The organism is Bradyrhizobium sp. LVM 105, from assembly GCF_003957705.1.
In the GTDB taxonomy this organism is placed as follows: Bacteria; Pseudomonadota; Alphaproteobacteria; order Rhizobiales; family Xanthobacteraceae; genus Bradyrhizobium; species Bradyrhizobium frederickii.
In genome coordinates this window covers 139079-156679 of the sequence record NZ_QZMV01000017.1, presented here as the reverse complement: position 1 = coordinate 156679, position 17601 = coordinate 139079, and the positions used below count along the sequence as shown (strand labels likewise).

The following is a 17601-nucleotide window of genomic DNA, read 5'->3' as shown; positions in this document are numbered from 1 at the left end:
ACGGTGCAGGAGAAGGCGATCGCATTCCCGACCGATGCTCGACTGATGCATCGGGCGCGCGAGAGGTTGGTGCGGTTGGCGAAGGCGACCGGCGTTGAGCTGCGCCAATCCTACGTCCGCGTCGGCAAGATCGCACTGATCCGACATCAGCGCTACGCCCACGCCAAGCACTTCAAGCGGGCGAACCGCGCCTTGCGCACGATTAGGACCATGCTGGGCCGCGTGATCCGCGATATTGGTCGCAAGATCGCGGATCGGCCGCAGCTGGAGGACGTCTTTGCGTTGCCGCTGTCGCTGGCCCGGCAGGTCCGCGAACAGCGGCAACGGCAGCGCGGCAAGAAAATCTATTCGTTGCACGCGCCGGAGGTCGAATGCATCGGTAAGGGAAAAGCTCACAAGCCCTACGAGTTCGGCGTGAAGGTGAGTGTCGCCACGCCCGTTGATCGCTGCAAGGGCGGCCAGTTTGTCGCCCATGTGAAAGCGTTGCCGGGCAATCCGTATGACGGACACACGCTCGCGACTGTCATTCCCGAGATCGAGGCCAGCGTCGGCGCTTGCCTGACCAGGATCGTTGCCGATGCTGGCTATCGCGGTCACAGCGCGCCGAAAGACAAGATCTTCAAGGTCTATGTCGCCGGCCAGAAGCGTGGCGTGACCGCAGCAATCAAACGCGCCTTCCGACGCCGATCCGCGGTCGAACCGGTGATAGGCCATCTCAAGAATGAGCACCGGATGAACCGAAATCATCTCGCCGGCACCCGCGGCGACGCCGCCAACGCGGTCCTTGCCGCCGCGGGCTACAACTTCCGGATTCTGATCCTCTGGCTCACGACTTTGTTTGTCCGGATCTGCTGCGCCTTCCTGTTCGCCGGCGCCTGGTCATCCCGTCAACAGACCTCATGATCAACGTTCTTCACGGTCGACTCAACCGCCTCTGGATCAAGGTGAAGACGGGGCGGTAGGGGCCGCCCTTCGTCATTGCGAGCGAAGCGAAGCAAAGCAATCCAGAATCTCTCCGCGGCGGCACTCTGGATTGCTTCGTCGCTTCGCTCCTCGCAATGACGACGAGCTACCGCCACCTTCTGTGCAGCCACAGCCACTGCTCGGGATGCTCGCGCACCCAGCGCTCCACCACGTTGGTGATGGCCTGCGTCGTGCCCTGGATGTCGATCCCGCCCTCGGCGTCGCGCACCGGCGGGATTTCTTCGGTCAGCTCGGCACGGAAGCGAAAGCCGGGCAGGCGGATGACACGCACGCCGTGGATCGGGCATTCGACCTGACGGAGCAGGCGCGCCAGCATCGGATTGGCGCGGGTCTTGCGGCCGAAGAAGGTGACCTCGACGCCGCCGGTCAGGTATTGGTCGATCAGCATGGCGACGTGCTTGCCGTCCTTCAGCGCCTGCGCGAGCCGCAACGGCGCGTCGCGGCCAGCGGGGATCAGCGTGCCCATGTTGACCTGGCGCATCTCCTGGATGATGCGGTCGGCGGAGGCGATGTTGGGGCGGCGGTAGAGGATCGCGGTATCCAGCCCGTGCGCGACCGCCGCGAGCGCCGGCAATTCCCAATTGGCCAGATGCGCGGCGAAGATCAGCGCCGGCTTGCCGTCGTCGCGGATGCGGTCGAATTGTTCGATGCTGCTCTCGGGCAGCTCGATCCGGCTGTTTTCCGCATGGGCACGGTCGTAATCCCAGACACGGTCCATATGGGCGAACTCGGCGCCGACGCGGCCGAGATTGTCCCACACGCCCATCAGGATCTGTTCGATCTCCTCCGGCGACTTCTCGGGAAAGGCCGCAGCGAGATTGGCGCGGCCGATGCGGTGCTCGCGCAGGCGCGGGCCGATCGTTTTCACGACGCGTGCGAAAAAGTCCGAAGTCTTGACCGGGTCGAAATAGCGCGTGGTGCGCAACATGCCGACCGTGGCGGCGCCGATCAGGCTGCCGCCGATCGATTTGGCAGCCTGCCGCGCGCGGGCCTTCGTGCTCGCAGTCAGTAGCGCCATGCGTCCGGTCAGGCCGGTTCGCGGGTCAGGATCAGCGAGGCGTTCTGGCCGCCGAAGCCGAACGAGTTCGACATCACGGCGGTGACGCGGGCATCGCGCGCCTTGTTGCCGACGACGTCGAACAGGATGGTGGGATCCGGGGTGTCGTAGTTGATCGTCGGCGGAATGCGCTGATGCTCGAGCGTGAGCAGCGAGAAGATCGCCTCGACCGCGCCGGCGGCCGAGATGGTGTGGCCGACCATCGACTTGTTGGAGGTGACCGGAATCTTCTGCAGGAGCTCGCCGAACACGGCCGATGTCGTGTTGTACTCCATCTTGTCGTTCTCGGGCGTCGCGGTGCCGTGCGCGTTGATGTGGTCGATCTGATCCGGAGTCATGCCGGCGTCGGCCAGCGTCTTGTTCATGCAGCCGATGATCGGCTTGCCGTCGGGCGAGGAGCGGGTGCGATGGAAGGAATCGGTGAGCTCGCCGCAGCCGGCGATCACGCCCAGGATCTTTGCGCCACGCGCGGTGGCGGCTTCGTAGCTTTCGAGCACGAGCGCGCCGGCGCCCTCGGCCATCACGAAGCCGTCGCGGTTCTTGGAGAAGGGGCGGGAGGCCGCCTGCGGCGGATCGTTCTGGGTCGACAGCGCCGAGAGCAGCGAGAAGCGCACCATGGCCTCGGGGTTGACCGTGCCGTCGGTGGCGACGCACAGCGCGGCATCGGTCTCGCCGCGTCGGATCGCCTCGACGCCGAGCTGGATCGAAGTGGCTCCGGACGCGCACGCCGTCGACAGCGAGATCGGCGACCCCTTGGTGCCGAAGGTTTCGGCGAGGTAAGCTGCGACCGAGCCGAACATGAAACGGTGATGATAAGCGGCGTATTTGCCGCCGCCGGAGATGCGCAGCAAATCGTCATAGGTGAAGTCGGGCTTGCCGACGGCGCGGCCGAGTTCGCGGCGCTGCGGCCATTCCACCTCGACCGGCGCGACCGCGAGGAAGAGCGGACCCGGGAAATCGGCCTTGGCGCCGATGCCGGCCTGATCGAGCGCTTCCTGCGTGACGAGCTCAGCCATCCGTTCGGACAGGCCGGTGGAAGAGAACGGCTCGACGCCGACGAAGTCGACAGTGCCGGCCATCGTGGTCTTCAGGCCATCGACCGGAAAGCGGGTGATGGTGCGGATGCCGGATTCGCCGGCGACGAGCTTGGCCCAATTGTCGGCCTTGCCGGCACCGAGCGAGGTCATGATCCCCATGCCGGTGACGACGACGACGGGACGCCCGAGTTTGTCGCGTGGTGCAGTCATGTCGATCCCCCGGGTGAGCTAGCCAACTGCCTCGACCAGCGCCATGCCTTCGCCGCGCCAGTGTCCGGCTCCCACCACCACAATCTGGGTGGGTGCTCCCTGCATTTCAATCTCGGTGCCGGTGGAATCGTTCGGCGGGAACAGCGCACCGCGCGAGATCGACAGCGCGGCGAGCGCGATGCCGAGCGGGAATTGCGTCTCCATGGTGTGGCCGAACATCGTGCCGGTCGAACGCACCGGAAAGTCGGCGTGAGCCTTCAGGAAGCCGCGCTCTTCGCTCGTCGCCGGCTCCGCACCGGTCGCGCCCGTGATGATCGCGCCCTTGCCCTCGCGCTTGGGCAGCTTGGCCCAGAGCTGCTCCAGCGTCGCGGCCATGTCGCCGGGCTGCTTGCGTCGGGCGAGATCGGCCACGACGCTCGACAATCTTGCGAACGGCTTTGCGCCGCGCGCTTGCGCGTGGGCTTTCGATTCCAGCACCAGGAACGCGCCGGCCGAGCCGAGCGCGAAGCCGGCGTGGTCCTTGCGCGCCCACACCGGTGCAAACTTGTCCTTCAGGTTGAAGTCGCCGAATTCGTAGAGGACCATCAGGTCCTTGCGCTCGCCGTTGTGCGAGCCGCCGACCAGGGCAATGTCGCTCTCGCCCGAGGCGATGCGCGCCAGCGCGATGCGGGCGGCATCGGCTCCCGCGACTTCCTCGCCCATGAAGGTGCGCGAAGTGCCGCCAAGACCGTGCACGATGGCGATGTTGCCGGCGAGCAGGTTGGAGAGCTGCGCCAGGAACAAAGTCGGCCGCAGATCGCTCATCAGCCGTTCGTTGAGGAAGCCGGGCGCGTTCGCTCCCTTGGCCTCGGCCGTCAGGACGCCGGTGTCGACGTTGAGGTCGCGCTCGCCGCCGCCGGCGGCCACCACCATGTCGATCTTCGACAGGATGTCCTTGTTGCCCTTGATCCCGGCAGAGTCGAGCGCAAGGCCGGCGGCATAGGTGCCGATGCGCTGCCAGGCTTCCATCTGGCGCTGGTCGCCCTTCTTCGGGATCTGGCTGTCGAAGGTCACAGGCATCAGGGGATGCACGATGTAGGGCGCAAAGCCCTTCTCGTCGACGTTGATGCGCTTCTCCTGAAGCGCAGCCCAATTGGCGTCCAGGCCCTCGCCGAGCGAGGTCGCAAGGCCAATGCCGGTGATCCAGACTTCGGTCTGGCCGGGCTTCGCAGCAGTGTCAATCATGGCGAGACGGCCTGTTGGGGAAAGCCGACACGCTCGGCGACTTTCGCCATGTATCCGCGCATATCCGCATTGGGGAAGGGGATCAGCGTGAAGGTCAGCGTCGAGTTCGCCCGCAGCTTGCCGCCGACCCTGATCTTGGATTCGGTCATGGCGTAGCCGGAGCCTTCATAGGTGAGACTCGCCTCGATGCTCATGAGGTCGCCGGGGAAGACCGAGCCGCGCACCTTGGCCTCCTTCACGGCGGCAAGGATCGGCATGCGCTCGAACTTGAATACGCCGAGCTGGAGCCAGCCCGAGGCCTGCGCCATCGATTCGATCAGGAGCACGCCGGGCATCAAGGGGTAACCCGGGAAGTGCCCCTCGAAGACGGTGCTCTCCTTCGGGACCTGGGCTTCGACGACGATCGTCTTCTCGTCGACCTTGAGGTCGACGATGCGATCGATCATGTGGAAGTATTCGAGTTGCATGGCCGCGCGCTTACGCGCTCGCGCCCTTGGCCGCAACCAGTTCGTCGATGCGGGCGCACAGGTTCTTCAGCACGAAATACTGCTCGGTGGTCGCCTTGCCGTCGTTGACCTCCTGGGTCCACTTTTCCAGCGGCAGCTTGATACCGAACTGCTTGTCGATCGCGAACGCGATGTCCAGGAAATCGAGGCTGTCGATGCCGAGATCGTCGATGGCATGGCTATCCGGCGTGATCGTGTCGCGCGGGATGTCGCAAGTTTCAGCGATGATCGTGGCGACCTGATCGAATGTGGAGGACATCACTAAGCCTTTGATATATTGCGGGTATTTGTCAGATTGTCCAGAGTGGCACGGTGGGTGGGCATCGCGCCCCTGATGACGCCCTCAACCCCCGCTCTGGCCGGGTCGAAAGCCCGTATATCGGAGCGCCGCCCTGAGTTCAATGGAGCCGGACAGGCGAGGGGACGGGGCTGGGGATGCCCGCCGGAGCTCCCTCCGGCCGGCGGATCGGGCCTAGATATGCGGCGTCGTGATCTTGACGCAGTCGCGACGGCCCATCAGCACGCAATCCTGGGTCCGGCGCAGGTCGGCGATGCTGACCGCGAGCCAAATTCCGATTGCGGTCAACGCGATCGTGAAGGCCAGCGCCGCGATGTTGGCGAGCATGCGATGACGGTAATCGCCCGGCTCGGCACGAGGCTGCTCGTAGCGTGACAGGTCGAGCGGTTCGGGCGCAACGCGCATCGGCTGCACGGTACCGCTACCGCGGCGGACCGCAGGGGAAGGCGAGGTGCGCGGCCTGAACTGGAGCACCCGATGCTCGTCGTCAGAGCTTATGGGCCGCTGGGTCGTCATAGGGCGGGGATCACTCCGAAGCAGCGCTTTTAGATAGCACACGTGATGAACGCGTTGCAGAAAATCTTCGCAATGTCCGCGTGTAATCTGGCGCGCGCTCTATTTGTACATGGACCGTGCGGAGCGATCGTGGGACCGGCCGTCATGTCGGCGGCAGGACGCGGGGCTTGCGTTGCAACAACGCGCTGGCGACGGCCGAAGACGTCGCGCCTCAACCGGCCAGGTCTCGCTCGATGTTGCGCAGCCGCACGAAGGCTACCCAAGCCTGCGGATAGTCCTTGTCGGCGGGATCGATCGCAAGCAGCGCGCAGCGTGCTCTCTTGATCTCTTCCGACGACACACGCTTCGTCTCCAATGTTCTCGACTGCTCCCAACGCGCTTCGATCTCCTTCGCGACAGCCAAGGATTCAGCGGCCGTCCGTTCCTGCGTCGATTTAGCCGGGCACTGGCCTGAGGGCGGCGCCGGCCATGCGACCGGCGGCCGATCCGCCTGCCAGATCGGTTCGCTGTCCGGTACAGGCTTCACCGGCGAAACAGAAGGTTGCCCTGCCGGCACCGGTCCCGTCCCGGCCGGTCCTGTCCTCGCCGGACCGGGCGAGCCCGCCGCTCCCGGTGCGACTGCTGCTGTCCGCGCCGCGAGTTGGCCAAGCTGTTGCTCCATCGTGCCGCCACTGGATGGGGGAATGACCTTCCCGACGGCCTTGGCCACCGCCAGCGCGCCCGGTGTTACCGGCATTTGTTGTTCGGCAGTCCTGACCTCGGTCGCCGTTGGGCACGATTTGTATGCAAAGTGTTGGGAGGTAATCCGGCCGTCGTCGTCGACCCGGGCGAAGTCGCTGGCCACGGTGTAGACGAACGCGGCGTCGATCGCGTGGCCGGCCCTGTTTTTCGCGTTCACAACGCCGCACACGTATCTCGCAGCGTCTGCCTCGACCGTTCGCAGGCCTCTGAAGTGAGCTGAATGCGGCTCGATCAGCACGCGAGAGACCGCCGCTCGGGCCTTGCGGTGCTCGGATTGAAAGATGCTCCATATTTCATCGGGACTGACCATGTCCGGCTGGTAGTTCCACATGTAGCCAACCCCGAAGAATGCTGCGCCGACGCACGTCGCGACGATGGATGCTCGCAGGTTCATGAGATGGCGCCCTTTAGCAGGCACGACTCGTCCGCGTCTCCGTCCGTGGACTTTGACGGAAATCGTGGAGGTTGTGCCGAAGTGTTTGTGCTAATAGGGGGCGAGATTCTTAATAAAACGTGTTCGATTGTGGAATCATTCCGGTTCTCGCAGGGCGGGAACTTTATTTCCCGCCGGCGGCGTCATTTTCGCATGCGAGTGACACGCCCCTCGTTCGGCCGCGCTTGTCATGGACATGCAAAGCAGCAAGCAAGCGACGGAGTTCGCGGGATCAGCGACATCGCGTCTCAGGCAACGGTTTGACATTCCGCAAATGCGTGCGGAGGCCCGCCGGTACTGTCCGCCTGCATGATTGCCGAAGCAGCGTTCTGCCCTGAAGTCGACGGGTGAGGTGGGCTCAAGGTCATGCCAACTGGAGACACGACCATGAGCATCATCTTCCGCATCCTCTTTGTCATTGCCGGCGCAATCACCGCGCTGTTCGTGGCGCGTGATGCCCTGAACTTCACCATCATTCAGACCTTCGTCGCTGTCCTGCTTGTGACAGCCATCGTGGGGGCTGGAAGTCTCTGGAGCCTGCGGCGGAAGACGTGAGCAAGGCAGAACGCGGCATTTCCGGCGGGCTGAGCGAAACCGAGGCTCGGCTGCGGCTGCAACAGGACGGTTACAACGAGCTGCCTCGGGCGGAACGGCGCACGCCGCTGCGCATCGTTCTCGAAGTGTTGCGCGAACCGATGCTCGCGCTGCTTCTGTGCGGCGGGCTGGTTTACCTCCTGCTCGGCGACCTCCGCGAGGCGCTGCTGCTCCTCGCATTCGGCGGCATCTCCGTCGTGATCACCATCGTGCAGGAGACCCGCACCGAACGGGTGCTGGAAGCCCTGCGGGAGCTGACCAGTCCGCGCGCGCTCGTGGTCAGGGATGGGGAGCGGCGGCGGATCGCAGGCAGGGAGGTCGTCCGTGGCGACCTTCTCGTCCTGGCCGAAGGCGACCGGGTGCCGGCAGACGCGGTGCTCGTCAGCGCGCATGATCTGGCGGTCGACGAGTCGCTGCTGACCGGCGAGTCGGTCCCGGTTCGCAAGCAGGCCGTCAAAACGCCGACGCCCGAAGCCGCTTTGGCCGAGCATCGCCCGGGCGGCGACGATCAGCCTTTTGTGTATTCGGGCTCGCTGGTCGTGCGGGGCGAGGGCCTGGCCGAGGTCGAGGCCACCGGCCCTCGCAGCGAGATCGGGAAGATCGGACTGTCGCTGCATGGCTTGCAGGCAGAGCCGCCGCGGTTGCAACAACAGACCGCGCGGCTGGTGCGGCTTTGCTTTCTCGGCGGCGCGGTGATCAGCCTGGCCGCCGTCCTGCTTTACGGAACGTTGCGCGGGGATTGGCTGCAGGCGCTGCTCGGAGGCATCGCGATCGGCATGTCGATGCTCCCCGAGGAGTTTGCCGTCGTCCTCACGGTGTTCATGGCGATGGGCGCCTGGCGCATTTCGAAGGCGCGCGTGCTGACGCGGCGCGCCGCCGCGATCGAGGTGCTTGGCTCCGCCACGGTGCTGTGCACCGACAAGACCGGCACGCTGACGCAGAACCGGATGTCGGTTGCGGAACTGAGGCTGCGCGACGGGACGAGCATGAGCCTTGCCTCATCGCAGCCCGCTCCTGTGGGAGCAGAGTTCTTCGAGCTGGCGCGTTGCAGCGTGCTGGCGAGCTCGCCGCAACCGTTCGATCCGATGGAGAAGGCCCTGCATACGTTCGTGCAGGAGAAGCTGCCGAAGGATCAGGAAGCCGGCGGCGCTCCGACCTTGATACGCACCTACGGCCTGCGACCCGAGCTGCTGGCGATGACCCAGGTCTGGCGGTTGCCGCATCGCCAGGACGTCTTCGCTTCGGCGAAAGGCGCCCCCGAGGCGATTGCCCGCCTCTGCAAGCTGGATGGTGCGCAGCAGGAGGCGATGCGCGATTCGGTCGCGGCGATGGCAAAGAATGGCCTTCGCGTGCTGGGCGTAGCCGCTGCGACCTGTGACGGCGAGAATCTGCCGACCTCGCAGGAAGGCTTTTCGTTTCGCTTCCTCGGTCTCGTCGGGCTGGCCGATCCGCTTCGCCCTGGCGTCCCCGAGGCAGTGGCGGAATGTCGGTCGGCCGGCATTCGCGTCGTCATGATCACGGGCGACTATCCTGCGACCGCCATGGCGATCGCCGCGCAGGCCGGGCTCGACGTCAAAGAGGTCGTAACCGGTGCGCAGATCAAGCTCGCGAACGAGAGCGAGCTGGAAGCGCTCGTCAGGAACGTGAACGTGTTCGCTCGGGTCCTGCCCGAGCAGAAGCTGCGGATCGTGCAGGCGATGAAGCGCAACGGCGAGATCGTCGCGATGACCGGCGACGGCGTCAACGACGCGCCGTCCCTGAAGGCTGCCCATATCGGGGTCGCGATGGGCGGCCGCGGCACCGATGTGGCCCGCGAGGCATCCTCGATCGTTCTGCTCGACGACGATTTCGGCTCGATCGTCGCATCCGTCCGCCTCGGGCGCCGGATTTACGACAATCTCCGCAAGGCGATGGCCTTCATATTCGCCGTCCACGTTCCGATCGCGGGGCTGGCCCTGCTTCCCCTGGTGTTCGGGCTGCCCGTGATTCTCGGCCCCGTTCACATTGCGTTTCTGGAGCTCATCATCGACCCCGTCTGTTCGCTGGTGTTCGAAGCCGAGCGGGAGGAACGCGATGTCATGGCGCGTCCGCCACGGCGCGCCGATGCGGAGCTGTTCTCGTGGGCGTTGGTCGGCTGGAGCGTTCTTCAGGGTGTTCTGGCGTTCGCGCTGATCGCCGCGATCTTCATCGTCGCGCTTCGTTCCGGCGTTCCTCCCGATGAGGCACGCACGCTCGCCTTCATCGCGCTCGTCGTCTGCATCGTTACGCTGGTGCTGGTCAACCGGTCCTTCAGCGCGTCGTTCCTGTCCGCCTTCTTCCGTCCGAACCCGGCATTGCTCTGGATATTCCTGGCGATCGCGCTTGTTCTCGCCGCGGCTCTGTTCTGGCCGCCGGCGTCCAGCCTGTTTCGTTTCGGTCCCCTGCACCTGGACGATCTCATGGTCACGTTCGGCGCAGGCTTGCTGGTGCTCACCGTGCTCGAATTGCTGAAACCGATATGGGCAAGGCGGCTGCGATTCTGACTGCCGCCCGGAGAGCCCGTCTTCGAAGCCACCGCCGGATGCGAATCTTCCTTGCCGGCTCTGCGCAGCAGCTTTCACGCTGCAGCGCGTTCGGGAGGCGAGAGTCGTTACCGCAACGGCTTCTTCAGGAGCGAGAAGCGGTCCGGATCGAGCCCCATCGAGGGTTGCAGCATCGGGGCCTCGACGTTGGAGAGCGTTTTGGCGGGCGGGGCCGAGAACACCGGATCGTTCGGCACGTCACGCTGCGAGGTGGCGCCGCGCCAGCGCTCGAGCACGGCGCTGACGAAGTGCATGTCGTGGCCGGAGGTAACCGACGGCACGCTCGAGATGGTGGCCTCACCGCGCGGCAATTGATGCGGCGGCACCTCCTTGAAGCGCAAGCGCGTCGGCAGCGCGACGCCTTCGCCGAAGGCCAGCACCTCACGCGTGCCGAGCGAGGGCACGAAGGACAGCAGGTTCGCGGCGGCGTCCGATACCGCAGCGCGCAGCAGCGCCTGGTCGCGCTCGTTGGCAAGACGCATCGTGAACAGCGTGTTGCACTGGGAGATGATGGTGGCGTCGAGCTCGGCCGGACGCTGGGTGATGAGGCCGAGATAGACGCCGTACTTGCGGCCTTCCTTGGCGATGCGCGACACCGCCTTGCGGGTCGGCCCGAAACCGATATTGCGGTCGGCGGAGGCGTAGCGATGCGCTTCCTCGCACACGAACAGCAGCGGCGAGACGCCGTCGCTCCACAGGCCGAAATCGAAGGCCATGCGGCAGAGCACCGAGACGACGGAATCGATGACTTCGGCCGGGAAGCCGGCGAGCTGCATCACGGTCATTGGCTTGCCGTTCGCCGGGAGGCGGAACAGATGGCTGATGACCTCGGCCATGGTGTCGCCGCCGACATTGGCGTTGTCGAACATGAAGGCGTAGCGCGGATCGTTGCGCACCGCCTCGATGCGCGAGATCAGCTTGTGATAGATGATGCGCGAGGAGCGGTTCTCGAGCTTGCCCATGCGCTCGTCGATCAGCGACATCAGGTCGACCAGGCGATAGGGCACCGGCGTGTCGACGGTGTAGCCGATCTGCTTGGGATCGATGCGCTTGAGACCGATGCGGTCGGCGTTCTGGTATTGGGTGTAGACGCCCTTGGCGAGCGGGATCACCTCGGCGAGGATGTCGAGCTCCTCGGGCACGCCGGCGCGGCCACCGAACAGCACGTCGACGATTTCCTCGAAGTTGAACAGCCAGAACGGTAGCTTCAGGTTCCGCGGGTTGAGCACCAGCGCGCGGTCGCCGAAGCAGCGGCCATATTCGTTGTGCACGTCGAGCAGGAAGACGCGCAGGTTCGGGCGCGCCTTCAGGATCTCGTTGAGCAGCAGTGACACGCCGGTCGATTTGCCGACGCCGGTCGATCCCAGCACCGCAAAATGCTTGGACAGCATTTCCTCGACGTCGACATAGGCGACGACCGAGCGGTCCTGCTGGAGGAAGCCGACATTGATCTGGTCCGAGCCGGTCGGCGCGTAGATCGTGCGCAGCTCCTGGCTGGTGATCAGGTCGACGGCATCGCCGATGGTCGGATAATTGGTGACGCCGCGCTGGAATTTCGGCTTGTCGCTGGCGTTGAGGATCTCGCCGAGCAGGTCGACCGAGGCGACCGCGATATAGCTGTCGCTGCTGGACAGGTTCTCGCAGGACACCTCGGTGATCATCGCGACGATGACCGAGCTGGCGCTGCGAATGCTGACGAAGCGGCCGACGGTTGCCCGAACTTCCGAGATGGGCATCTGGCTTTCCGCCAGCAGCCCGACCCGGGCGAGCGATCCGCGAACCGAAATCACGCGTCCAAAGGATGTCACGATCAATGAACCTGGCAAGAGCGAGGGATTTGTCCCGGACTATGCGCGGCCGTCGCTGGACAAACGGTTAAGCGCCAGGCGCGCCCGCTTCGTTAAATCCGCGACAATTCGGCTGTGAGATTTGTTTCCGAACGCAGACTTATGGGCGGAAACGGCAGGAAAATGCTGCAATTCCACGGCCGTTGGCGCAAAAAGCGGTTAAGGAATATTTTACCATCCGGCCACTCGGTTCCCCGTTTTCGGGGATGTTGGCCCGCGCGCAACGAAGTCATCCGGTTCCGCGGTGGCGTTTGATTTGTTGACGGGACCTAATCATTTGTACATTAGTACAAATGAATCGGCGGCCTCGGTGTCGCCTTCGGGCGGGTGAGCGTGGTGCAACCCTGTACCCGATCGCGCGATCCGGCGGATCGCTGGCCGTGCTGGAGGAAGACATGCAGCCCGAACCGATCCTCGATCTTGCTCATCTCGGCCATATGGAGCTGCTGACGCCCAAGCCCGATGAGAGCCTGAAATTCTTCGTCGACGTCATGGGCATGACCGTCAGCGGCCAAAAGGGCGAGTCGGTTTATTTGCGCGGCTGGGACGATTACGAGCGCTACTCGCTGAAGCTGACGGCGTCGAAAACCTCGGGCATGGAGCACATGGCGCTGCGCGCACGCAGCCAGCAGGCGCTGGAGCGCCGCGTCGCCGCGCTGAAAGGGTCCGGCTTCGACATTGGCTGGATCGACGGCGACATGGGGCAGGGCCCGACCTTCCGTTGCCGCGATCCCGACGGTCACATCGTCGAGCTCTATTACGAGACCGAGTGGTATCAGGCGCCGCCGGAGCTGAAGCCCGCACTGAAGAACCAGGCGCAGCGTTTTCCCGCGCGCGGCGTCAATGTCCGGCGTCTCGATCACCTCAATTGCCTCGCCGTCGACATCAAGGCCAACCGCGAATTCTTCGAGAATTACCTCGGCTGCCGCCTCACGGAGCAGATCGTACTCAACGACGGCCGGGAAGCTGCGATGTGGCTGACGATGTCGAACAAGAGCTACGATTTTGCCTATTCGCTTGACCATTCAGGCGTGCCGGGCCGCTTCCATCACGTCACTTACGCGCTCGACAGCCGCGAGGAGATTCTTCGCGCGGCCGATATTTTCCTCGAGAACGGCATCCACATCGAGACCGGCCCGCACAAGCATGCGATCCAGCAGACCTTCTTCCTCTACGTCTACGAGCCCGGCGGCAACCGCGTCGAGGTCGCCAATGCCGGCGCGCGCCTCATTCTCGCGCCCGACTGGAAGCCCATCGTGTGGACCGAGGAGGAGCGCAAGAAGGGCCAGGCGTGGGGGCTGAAGACGATCGAGTCGTTCCACACCCACGGCACGCCGCCGGTGGAGATGAAGCAGCACGGATAGAGTTAAAGCATGTGAGCTGGGCGAGGTCTGGGCAAGCGCCTCTTCGAGACGACCGCTTCGCGGTCTCCTCAGGATGAGGCTAAGCGGCAGCTTTGCCTTATTGTTACTGCTGCCAAGCACTCCGTCCTCATCCTGAGGGCCCGCCGTAGGCGGGCGTCTCGAAGGATGGACGCAGGCGAGCTTTACGCCTTCCTTCGTCTTACCTCAGTGCATCGACCCACGCACCCGCGCGATTATATCGCGTACGCCTGACCATGCCAGCTTGTCCGGTGCGAACTGCTTGCGCAGGAAGGTGACGAGCTCCTCGATTTGCGCATCGCTCATGCTGTTCCTGAACGCGGGCATGTAGCCGAGATCGCTTGTGACCGGTTCGGCGATCCCATGCAGGATCACCTGGACCAGATTGTCCGCCGTCGCGCTGTGCAGGTTGCTGTTCAGCGCGAGCGAGGGGCGGCTGCCGAACAGCGGCAGGCCGCCGACCTCGTGGCAGACGGCGCAGGCGCCCTGATAGAGTCGCGCGCCGATGGACGAGGCGACGGTGACCTGCGTTGCGCTCTCCAGTTTCGCGGCGAGAGCAGGCGCATCGGCGGCGGCGGCGTTGAAGGAGTTGAGATAGACCGCCATCGCGCGAATGTCCTGATCCGGCAGAGCTCTGAGGTCCCTGACCACAGGTGCCATCGGACCGGCGGCGACGCCGTGATAGCGCGAATGGCCGGTGCGCAAGTACGCGAACAGCTCGTCCTCGCTCCATGGGATCGGCGCGTGCGAGAGCGCGGTCAGCGGCGGCGCTTCCCAGCCTTCGGCAAAGCCGCCGGCAAGATAGGCATTGCGCTGCTCGGCGCCGAGCGCGTTGCGCGGCGAATGGCAGCCGCTGCAATGGCCAAGACCTTCGACGAGATAGGCGCCGCGATTCCAAGCTTCCGACTTCGCGGGATCGGGCCTGAACTCCTGGGTCTGATGGAACAGTGCATTCCAGCCTGCAAGCAGCGGCCGGAGATTGAACGGGAAGGCGAGCTCGTTCGTCGGCGGCGTCGCGCGCACCGCAGGCTGCGCCATCAGATAAGCGTAGAGCGCCTGCATGTCGGCGTCGCTGGTCTTGGCGAAGTGCGTGTAGGGAAAGGCCGGATAGAGCTGCCGCCCATCACGGTGCAGCCCGTCGCGCATCGCGCGCTCGAAGGCGGGATAGGACCATGCGCCGATGCCGGTGTCGACATCGGGCGTGATGTTGGTGCTGTAGATCGTGCCGAACGGGGTCTCCAGCGCGCGGCCGCCGGCATTGAGCGCGCCTCGAAGCGTGGTGTGGCACTCCGCGCAATTGCCGAGCGCCGCGAGCTGCTCGCCGCGGGCGATCGTCGCCGCGGAATAGACCGATGCATCCGGTCGCGCGATCGGCGCGATGGCGCGCCCTGGCAGCAGCGCGGCGCCAATGCCGATCGCAGCGGTGCACACCGCCGTAATTGCTGCGAAGATGCCGGCGCGCTTGGCCAACGGATTTTCCCAGATGCGAGATGGCGGCGGGGCCGTGGGCGCGGGCAGGGGCTGGGGCGCGGACGATGTTTCGCCGTGAAGCCCCCTCAGGATGCGCTCGGGCGTGAATGGCGGCTCGCGGAAGCGCACGCCGGTGGCATCGAAGATCGCATTGGCAATCGCCGCCGCACTCGGCACCGAGGCGGACTCGCCAACGCCGAGCGGCGGCTGGTCCTGCCGCGGCAGCATCAGGACGTCGATCTTGGGCACGTCGGGGAAGGGGATGATCGGATAGGCGCCCCATTCCCGCGCCGCCACGGCGCCGCGTTCGAACGAGACCTCCTCCATCAGCGCGCGGCTGGTGGACTGGATCACGTTGCCGTGGATCTGGTGGCGCACGCCGTCCGGGTTGATCATCAGGCCGGAATCCTGTCCGGCAACGACGCGGGTCACGCTGACGTCGCCGGTGGTCTTGTTCACGGCGACGTCCGTCACCCAGGCCGACCACGCCGCGCCGTAGCCGGGAAACTTGCTGTGCACATAGAGGGCATAAGCAAAGCCGCGCCCGTGCACGATCTCGCCGCCCTTGTCCTGCCTCACAGGGCGTGGCGTCCAGCCGGCGCGCTCCGCCACGGCATTGACGAGATCGATGGCGCGCTGGTCCTTCAGGTAACGCAGGCGATATTCGATCGGGTCGATTCCGGCCTCGGTGGCAGCCTCGTCGATGTAGGATTCGTGCGCAAAGGTGTTCGGCAGCGCGGAGACGCCGCGAAACCAGGATGCGCGCACGATCGGCGGCGTGTCGTGGGCGACAACGCGCATGTGCTCGTAGTCATAGGGCGGGATCGCGGTGCGATCGCCCATCTGGAGCACGGCGGGATCTGGCGGGATGCGGCCGGTGAGCAGCAGGGCCAGCGTGGGCGCGGCGTTCGAGGGATAGCGCGTGGCGAGGTCGTAACCGGCGATGCCGCCGTCGGCATCGAGCCCGCCATTGACGTCGATGAGCTGCGCGGTGCCCTTGGGCTCCCAGGCGTGCTCCTGCTCGCGCGACAGCTGCACGCGCACGGGACGGCCGACCGCGCGCGACAGCAGCAACGCGTCGGCGGTGACGTCGTCGGCGCAGTTGCGGCCGTAGCAGCCCGCGGCCTCGAGGCGGATGACCTCGATCTCGCTCTCGGGCCGCTCGATCAGGAGCGCAAGGTCGCTGCGCAGCACGTGCGGGTTCTGCGTGCCCGACCAGACCCGGATATTGCCGTCCTGAAAATCCGCGACCGCGCAGGACGGGCCGATCGAGGCGTGCATCTGATATGGCCAGACATAAGTGCGCTGCATCGGCTTGGCCGCGCCTGATATCGCCGCGCCAACATCGCCCTTGTCGATCAGTGTGCGCGGGGTCGATGGATTGGCGCGCAGTGCGGTCTCGACGTCGGAAAGATCGGTGAGGGTGGGCGTCGGCTTCCAGCTCACCTTGAGCTGCTCCGCCGCGCGGATCGCATTCTCCTCGCGCTGGGCGACGACACCGACGAAATCGCCGATGCGCACCACGGCAACGAGCCCAGGAATGCCGCGGACCGATGCTTCATCGACCGCGATCAGGCTGGTGCCGACAAAGGGTCCTGCATCGACGCCGGCATAGGGCGGTCGCACCACGCGGCCGTGCAGCATGCCGGGCACGCGGATGTCGTGGACGAAGGTCAACTCGCCCGAGGCCTTGGCCGGCAGGTCGACGCGCGGGACGGATTGGCCGACGATGGCGTAGTCGCCGACGGGTTTGACCGCGACATCGTCGGCAAGCTCGAGCCGGATCTCTTCGCCGCCGATCAGCTCGCCATAGCTGACGCTGCGGTTGTCGTGTCCGCGCACGAGGCCGTCCTCGATCCTGAGATCGGCCTCCGGCAGCTCCAGCCGCTCCGCCGCGCGCGCGATCAGAAAGTGTCGCGCCTGCGCTGCGGCCTTGCGCAGGGGCACGGCGGTGATCTGGATGGTCTCGCTGGCGATGGTCGCGCCCTGGTTCGGCACCAAGGCAGTGTCGCCGAGCACGATCACGACGCGCGCGAAGGATACATCGAGCTCTTCGGCGACGATCTGACCGAGTGCCGTGCGAATGCCGGTGCCGAGATCGACATGACCGTTATAGGCCGTGACCGAACCGTCGGCGGTGATGCGGACGAAGGTCTCGGATGTAACCTCGTCCACGGTGCGGACGACGACAAGCGATCCCGATGACCGGTCGGCTCCGTTCGAAACAGGGGAGGCCATCAGTCAGCCGCCTCGGTGAGCTGGCCCGACGCCCGCATCACGGCGCGCAGGATTTCGACATGGGTGCCGCAGCGGCAGAGATTGTAGCGCAATGCCGCCAGCGCCTCCTGTTCGGTCGGCCGCGGGTTGATCGCGAGCAAAGCCTTGGTGGTCATGATCATGCCGTTGAGACAATAGCCGCATTGCGCGGCCTGCTCGTCGATGAAGGCCTGCTGCACGGCATCGGGCCTATCGCGCGTGCCGAGACCTTCGAGCGTCACGATGTCGCGGCCGGCGCAGCCGCTGACGGGAATCACGCAGGCACGTGCTGCGGCTCCGTCGATCAGGACAGTGCAGGTGCCGCATTCGCCGAGCCCGCATCCATATTTCGGGCCGTTGAGCGCGAGATCGTTGCGCAGCACGTAGAGCAGCGGCGTCTCCGGCGCCGCATCGATCTCGTGGATCCTGCCGTTCACGGTGAGGCGGATCGGTGTCTGCGTCATCCTTAGGTCCAAGTCTTGGGT

Annotated in this window: 14 protein-coding genes; 4 read left to right on the top strand and 10 right to left on the bottom strand. The window is 65.4% G+C overall.

Going from position 1 to position 17601, the window contains the following annotated elements; all coding sequences use genetic code 11:
* Nucleotides 1-903 (top strand): IS5 family transposase (locus tag D6B98_RS33230; RefSeq protein ID WP_126261232.1); only part of this gene is annotated, 903 nt, incomplete at its 5' end.
* A 166-nt stretch (nucleotides 904-1069) separates the two neighbouring features.
* On the opposite strand, the gene D6B98_RS33225 is transcribed toward D6B98_RS33230, so the two are convergent.
* The 7 genes from D6B98_RS33225 to D6B98_RS33195 form a co-directional block, all read right to left on the bottom strand.
* Entirely contained in the window at nucleotides 1070-2002 is a 933-nt protein-coding gene (locus tag D6B98_RS33225; RefSeq protein WP_126261231.1) for a lipid A biosynthesis lauroyl acyltransferase, read from the bottom strand.
* An 8-nt stretch (nucleotides 2003-2010) separates the two neighbouring features.
* The gene (locus D6B98_RS33220) at nucleotides 2011-3288 is read right to left on the bottom strand and encodes a beta-ketoacyl-ACP synthase (protein ID WP_126261230.1); all 1278 of its coding nucleotides are present in this window, start codon (nucleotides 3286-3288) and stop codon (nucleotides 2011-2013) included.
* An 18-nt stretch (nucleotides 3289-3306) separates the two neighbouring features.
* Nucleotides 3307-4512 carry a beta-ketoacyl-ACP synthase gene (locus tag D6B98_RS33215; protein WP_126261229.1) on the bottom strand — a complete coding sequence of 402 codons (1206 nt, stop codon included), beginning with the start codon at nucleotides 4510-4512 and terminating at the stop codon, nucleotides 3307-3309.
* On the bottom strand, nucleotides 4509-4979 hold the full coding sequence (locus D6B98_RS33210; RefSeq protein WP_126261228.1) for a 3-hydroxyacyl-ACP dehydratase FabZ family protein: 471 nt from the start codon (nucleotides 4977-4979) through the stop codon (nucleotides 4509-4511). Before D6B98_RS33210 ends, D6B98_RS33215 begins: the two co-directional genes overlap by 4 nt.
* Before the next feature lie 10 nt (nucleotides 4980-4989).
* On the bottom strand, nucleotides 4990-5277 hold the full coding sequence (locus D6B98_RS33205) for an acyl carrier protein (RefSeq protein ID WP_007592476.1): 288 nt from the start codon (nucleotides 5275-5277) through the stop codon (nucleotides 4990-4992).
* 213 nt (nucleotides 5278-5490) lie between these two features.
* Nucleotides 5491-5832 (bottom strand): hypothetical protein, encoded by a 342-nt coding sequence (locus D6B98_RS33200; protein WP_126261227.1) that lies wholly within the window; start codon nucleotides 5830-5832, stop codon nucleotides 5491-5493.
* Between the two features lie 211 nt (nucleotides 5833-6043).
* Nucleotides 6044-6967 carry a hypothetical protein gene (locus D6B98_RS33195; RefSeq protein WP_126261226.1) on the bottom strand — a complete coding sequence of 308 codons (924 nt, stop codon included), beginning with the start codon at nucleotides 6965-6967 and terminating at the stop codon, nucleotides 6044-6046.
* Nucleotides 6968-7393: 426 nt separating this feature from the next.
* Between D6B98_RS33195 and D6B98_RS40230 the strand changes: the two genes are divergently transcribed.
* Nucleotides 7394-7561, top strand: coding sequence for a hypothetical protein (locus D6B98_RS40230; protein ID WP_164719030.1), 168 nt, complete (start codon nucleotides 7394-7396; stop codon nucleotides 7559-7561).
* Nucleotides 7558-10122 (top strand): cation-translocating P-type ATPase, encoded by a 2565-nt coding sequence (locus D6B98_RS33190; RefSeq protein WP_126261225.1) that lies wholly within the window; start codon nucleotides 7558-7560, stop codon nucleotides 10120-10122. Before D6B98_RS40230 ends, D6B98_RS33190 begins: the two co-directional genes overlap by 4 nt.
* A 107-nt stretch (nucleotides 10123-10229) precedes the next feature.
* Here D6B98_RS33190 and D6B98_RS33185 read toward each other — a convergent pair whose 3' ends face one another.
* Nucleotides 10230-11969 (bottom strand): ATP-binding protein, encoded by a 1740-nt coding sequence (locus D6B98_RS33185; protein WP_126261224.1) that lies wholly within the window; start codon nucleotides 11967-11969, stop codon nucleotides 10230-10232.
* A gap of 434 nt (nucleotides 11970-12403) precedes the next feature.
* On the opposite strand from D6B98_RS33185, the gene D6B98_RS33180 reads away from it, so the two are divergent.
* Nucleotides 12404-13372, top strand: a complete 969-nt coding sequence (locus D6B98_RS33180) for a catechol 2,3-dioxygenase (protein ID WP_126261223.1) — start codon at nucleotides 12404-12406, stop codon at nucleotides 13370-13372.
* Nucleotides 13373-13576: 204 nt separating this feature from the next.
* Here D6B98_RS33180 and D6B98_RS33175 read toward each other — a convergent pair whose 3' ends face one another.
* Entirely contained in the window at nucleotides 13577-17098 is a 3522-nt protein-coding gene (locus D6B98_RS33175) for a molybdopterin cofactor-binding domain-containing protein (RefSeq protein ID WP_126261222.1), read from the bottom strand.
* Nucleotides 17098-17580, bottom strand: coding sequence for a (2Fe-2S)-binding protein (locus D6B98_RS33170; RefSeq protein ID WP_126261221.1), 483 nt, complete (start codon nucleotides 17578-17580; stop codon nucleotides 17098-17100). Before D6B98_RS33170 ends, D6B98_RS33175 begins: the two co-directional genes overlap by 1 nt.
* Nucleotides 17581-17601 lie beyond the last annotated feature (21 nt).

Coding starts and splice junctions, on each gene's coding strand:
- D6B98_RS33205 (WP_007592476.1), bottom strand. CDS start 5,277: ATGTCCTCCACATTCGATCAGGTCGCCACGATCATCGCTGAAACTTGC.
- D6B98_RS33175 (WP_126261222.1), bottom strand. CDS start 17,098: ATGGCCTCCCCTGTTTCGAACGGAGCCGACCGGTCATCGGGATCGCTT.
- D6B98_RS33215 (WP_126261229.1), bottom strand. CDS start 4,512: ATGATTGACACTGCTGCGAAGCCCGGCCAGACCGAAGTCTGGATCACC.
- D6B98_RS33225 (WP_126261231.1), bottom strand. CDS start 2,002: ATGGCGCTACTGACTGCGAGCACGAAGGCCCGCGCGCGGCAGGCTGCC.
- D6B98_RS40230 (WP_164719030.1), top strand. CDS start 7,394: ATGAGCATCATCTTCCGCATCCTCTTTGTCATTGCCGGCGCAATCACC.
- D6B98_RS33180 (WP_126261223.1), top strand. CDS start 12,404: ATGCAGCCCGAACCGATCCTCGATCTTGCTCATCTCGGCCATATGGAG.
- D6B98_RS33200 (WP_126261227.1), bottom strand. CDS start 5,832: ATGACGACCCAGCGGCCCATAAGCTCTGACGACGAGCATCGGGTGCTC.
- D6B98_RS33195 (WP_126261226.1), bottom strand. CDS start 6,967: ATGAACCTGCGAGCATCCATCGTCGCGACGTGCGTCGGCGCAGCATTC.
- D6B98_RS33170 (WP_126261221.1), bottom strand. CDS start 17,580: ATGACGCAGACACCGATCCGCCTCACCGTGAACGGCAGGATCCACGAG.
- D6B98_RS33210 (WP_126261228.1), bottom strand. CDS start 4,979: ATGCAACTCGAATACTTCCACATGATCGATCGCATCGTCGACCTCAAG.
- D6B98_RS33220 (WP_126261230.1), bottom strand. CDS start 3,288: ATGACTGCACCACGCGACAAACTCGGGCGTCCCGTCGTCGTCGTCACC.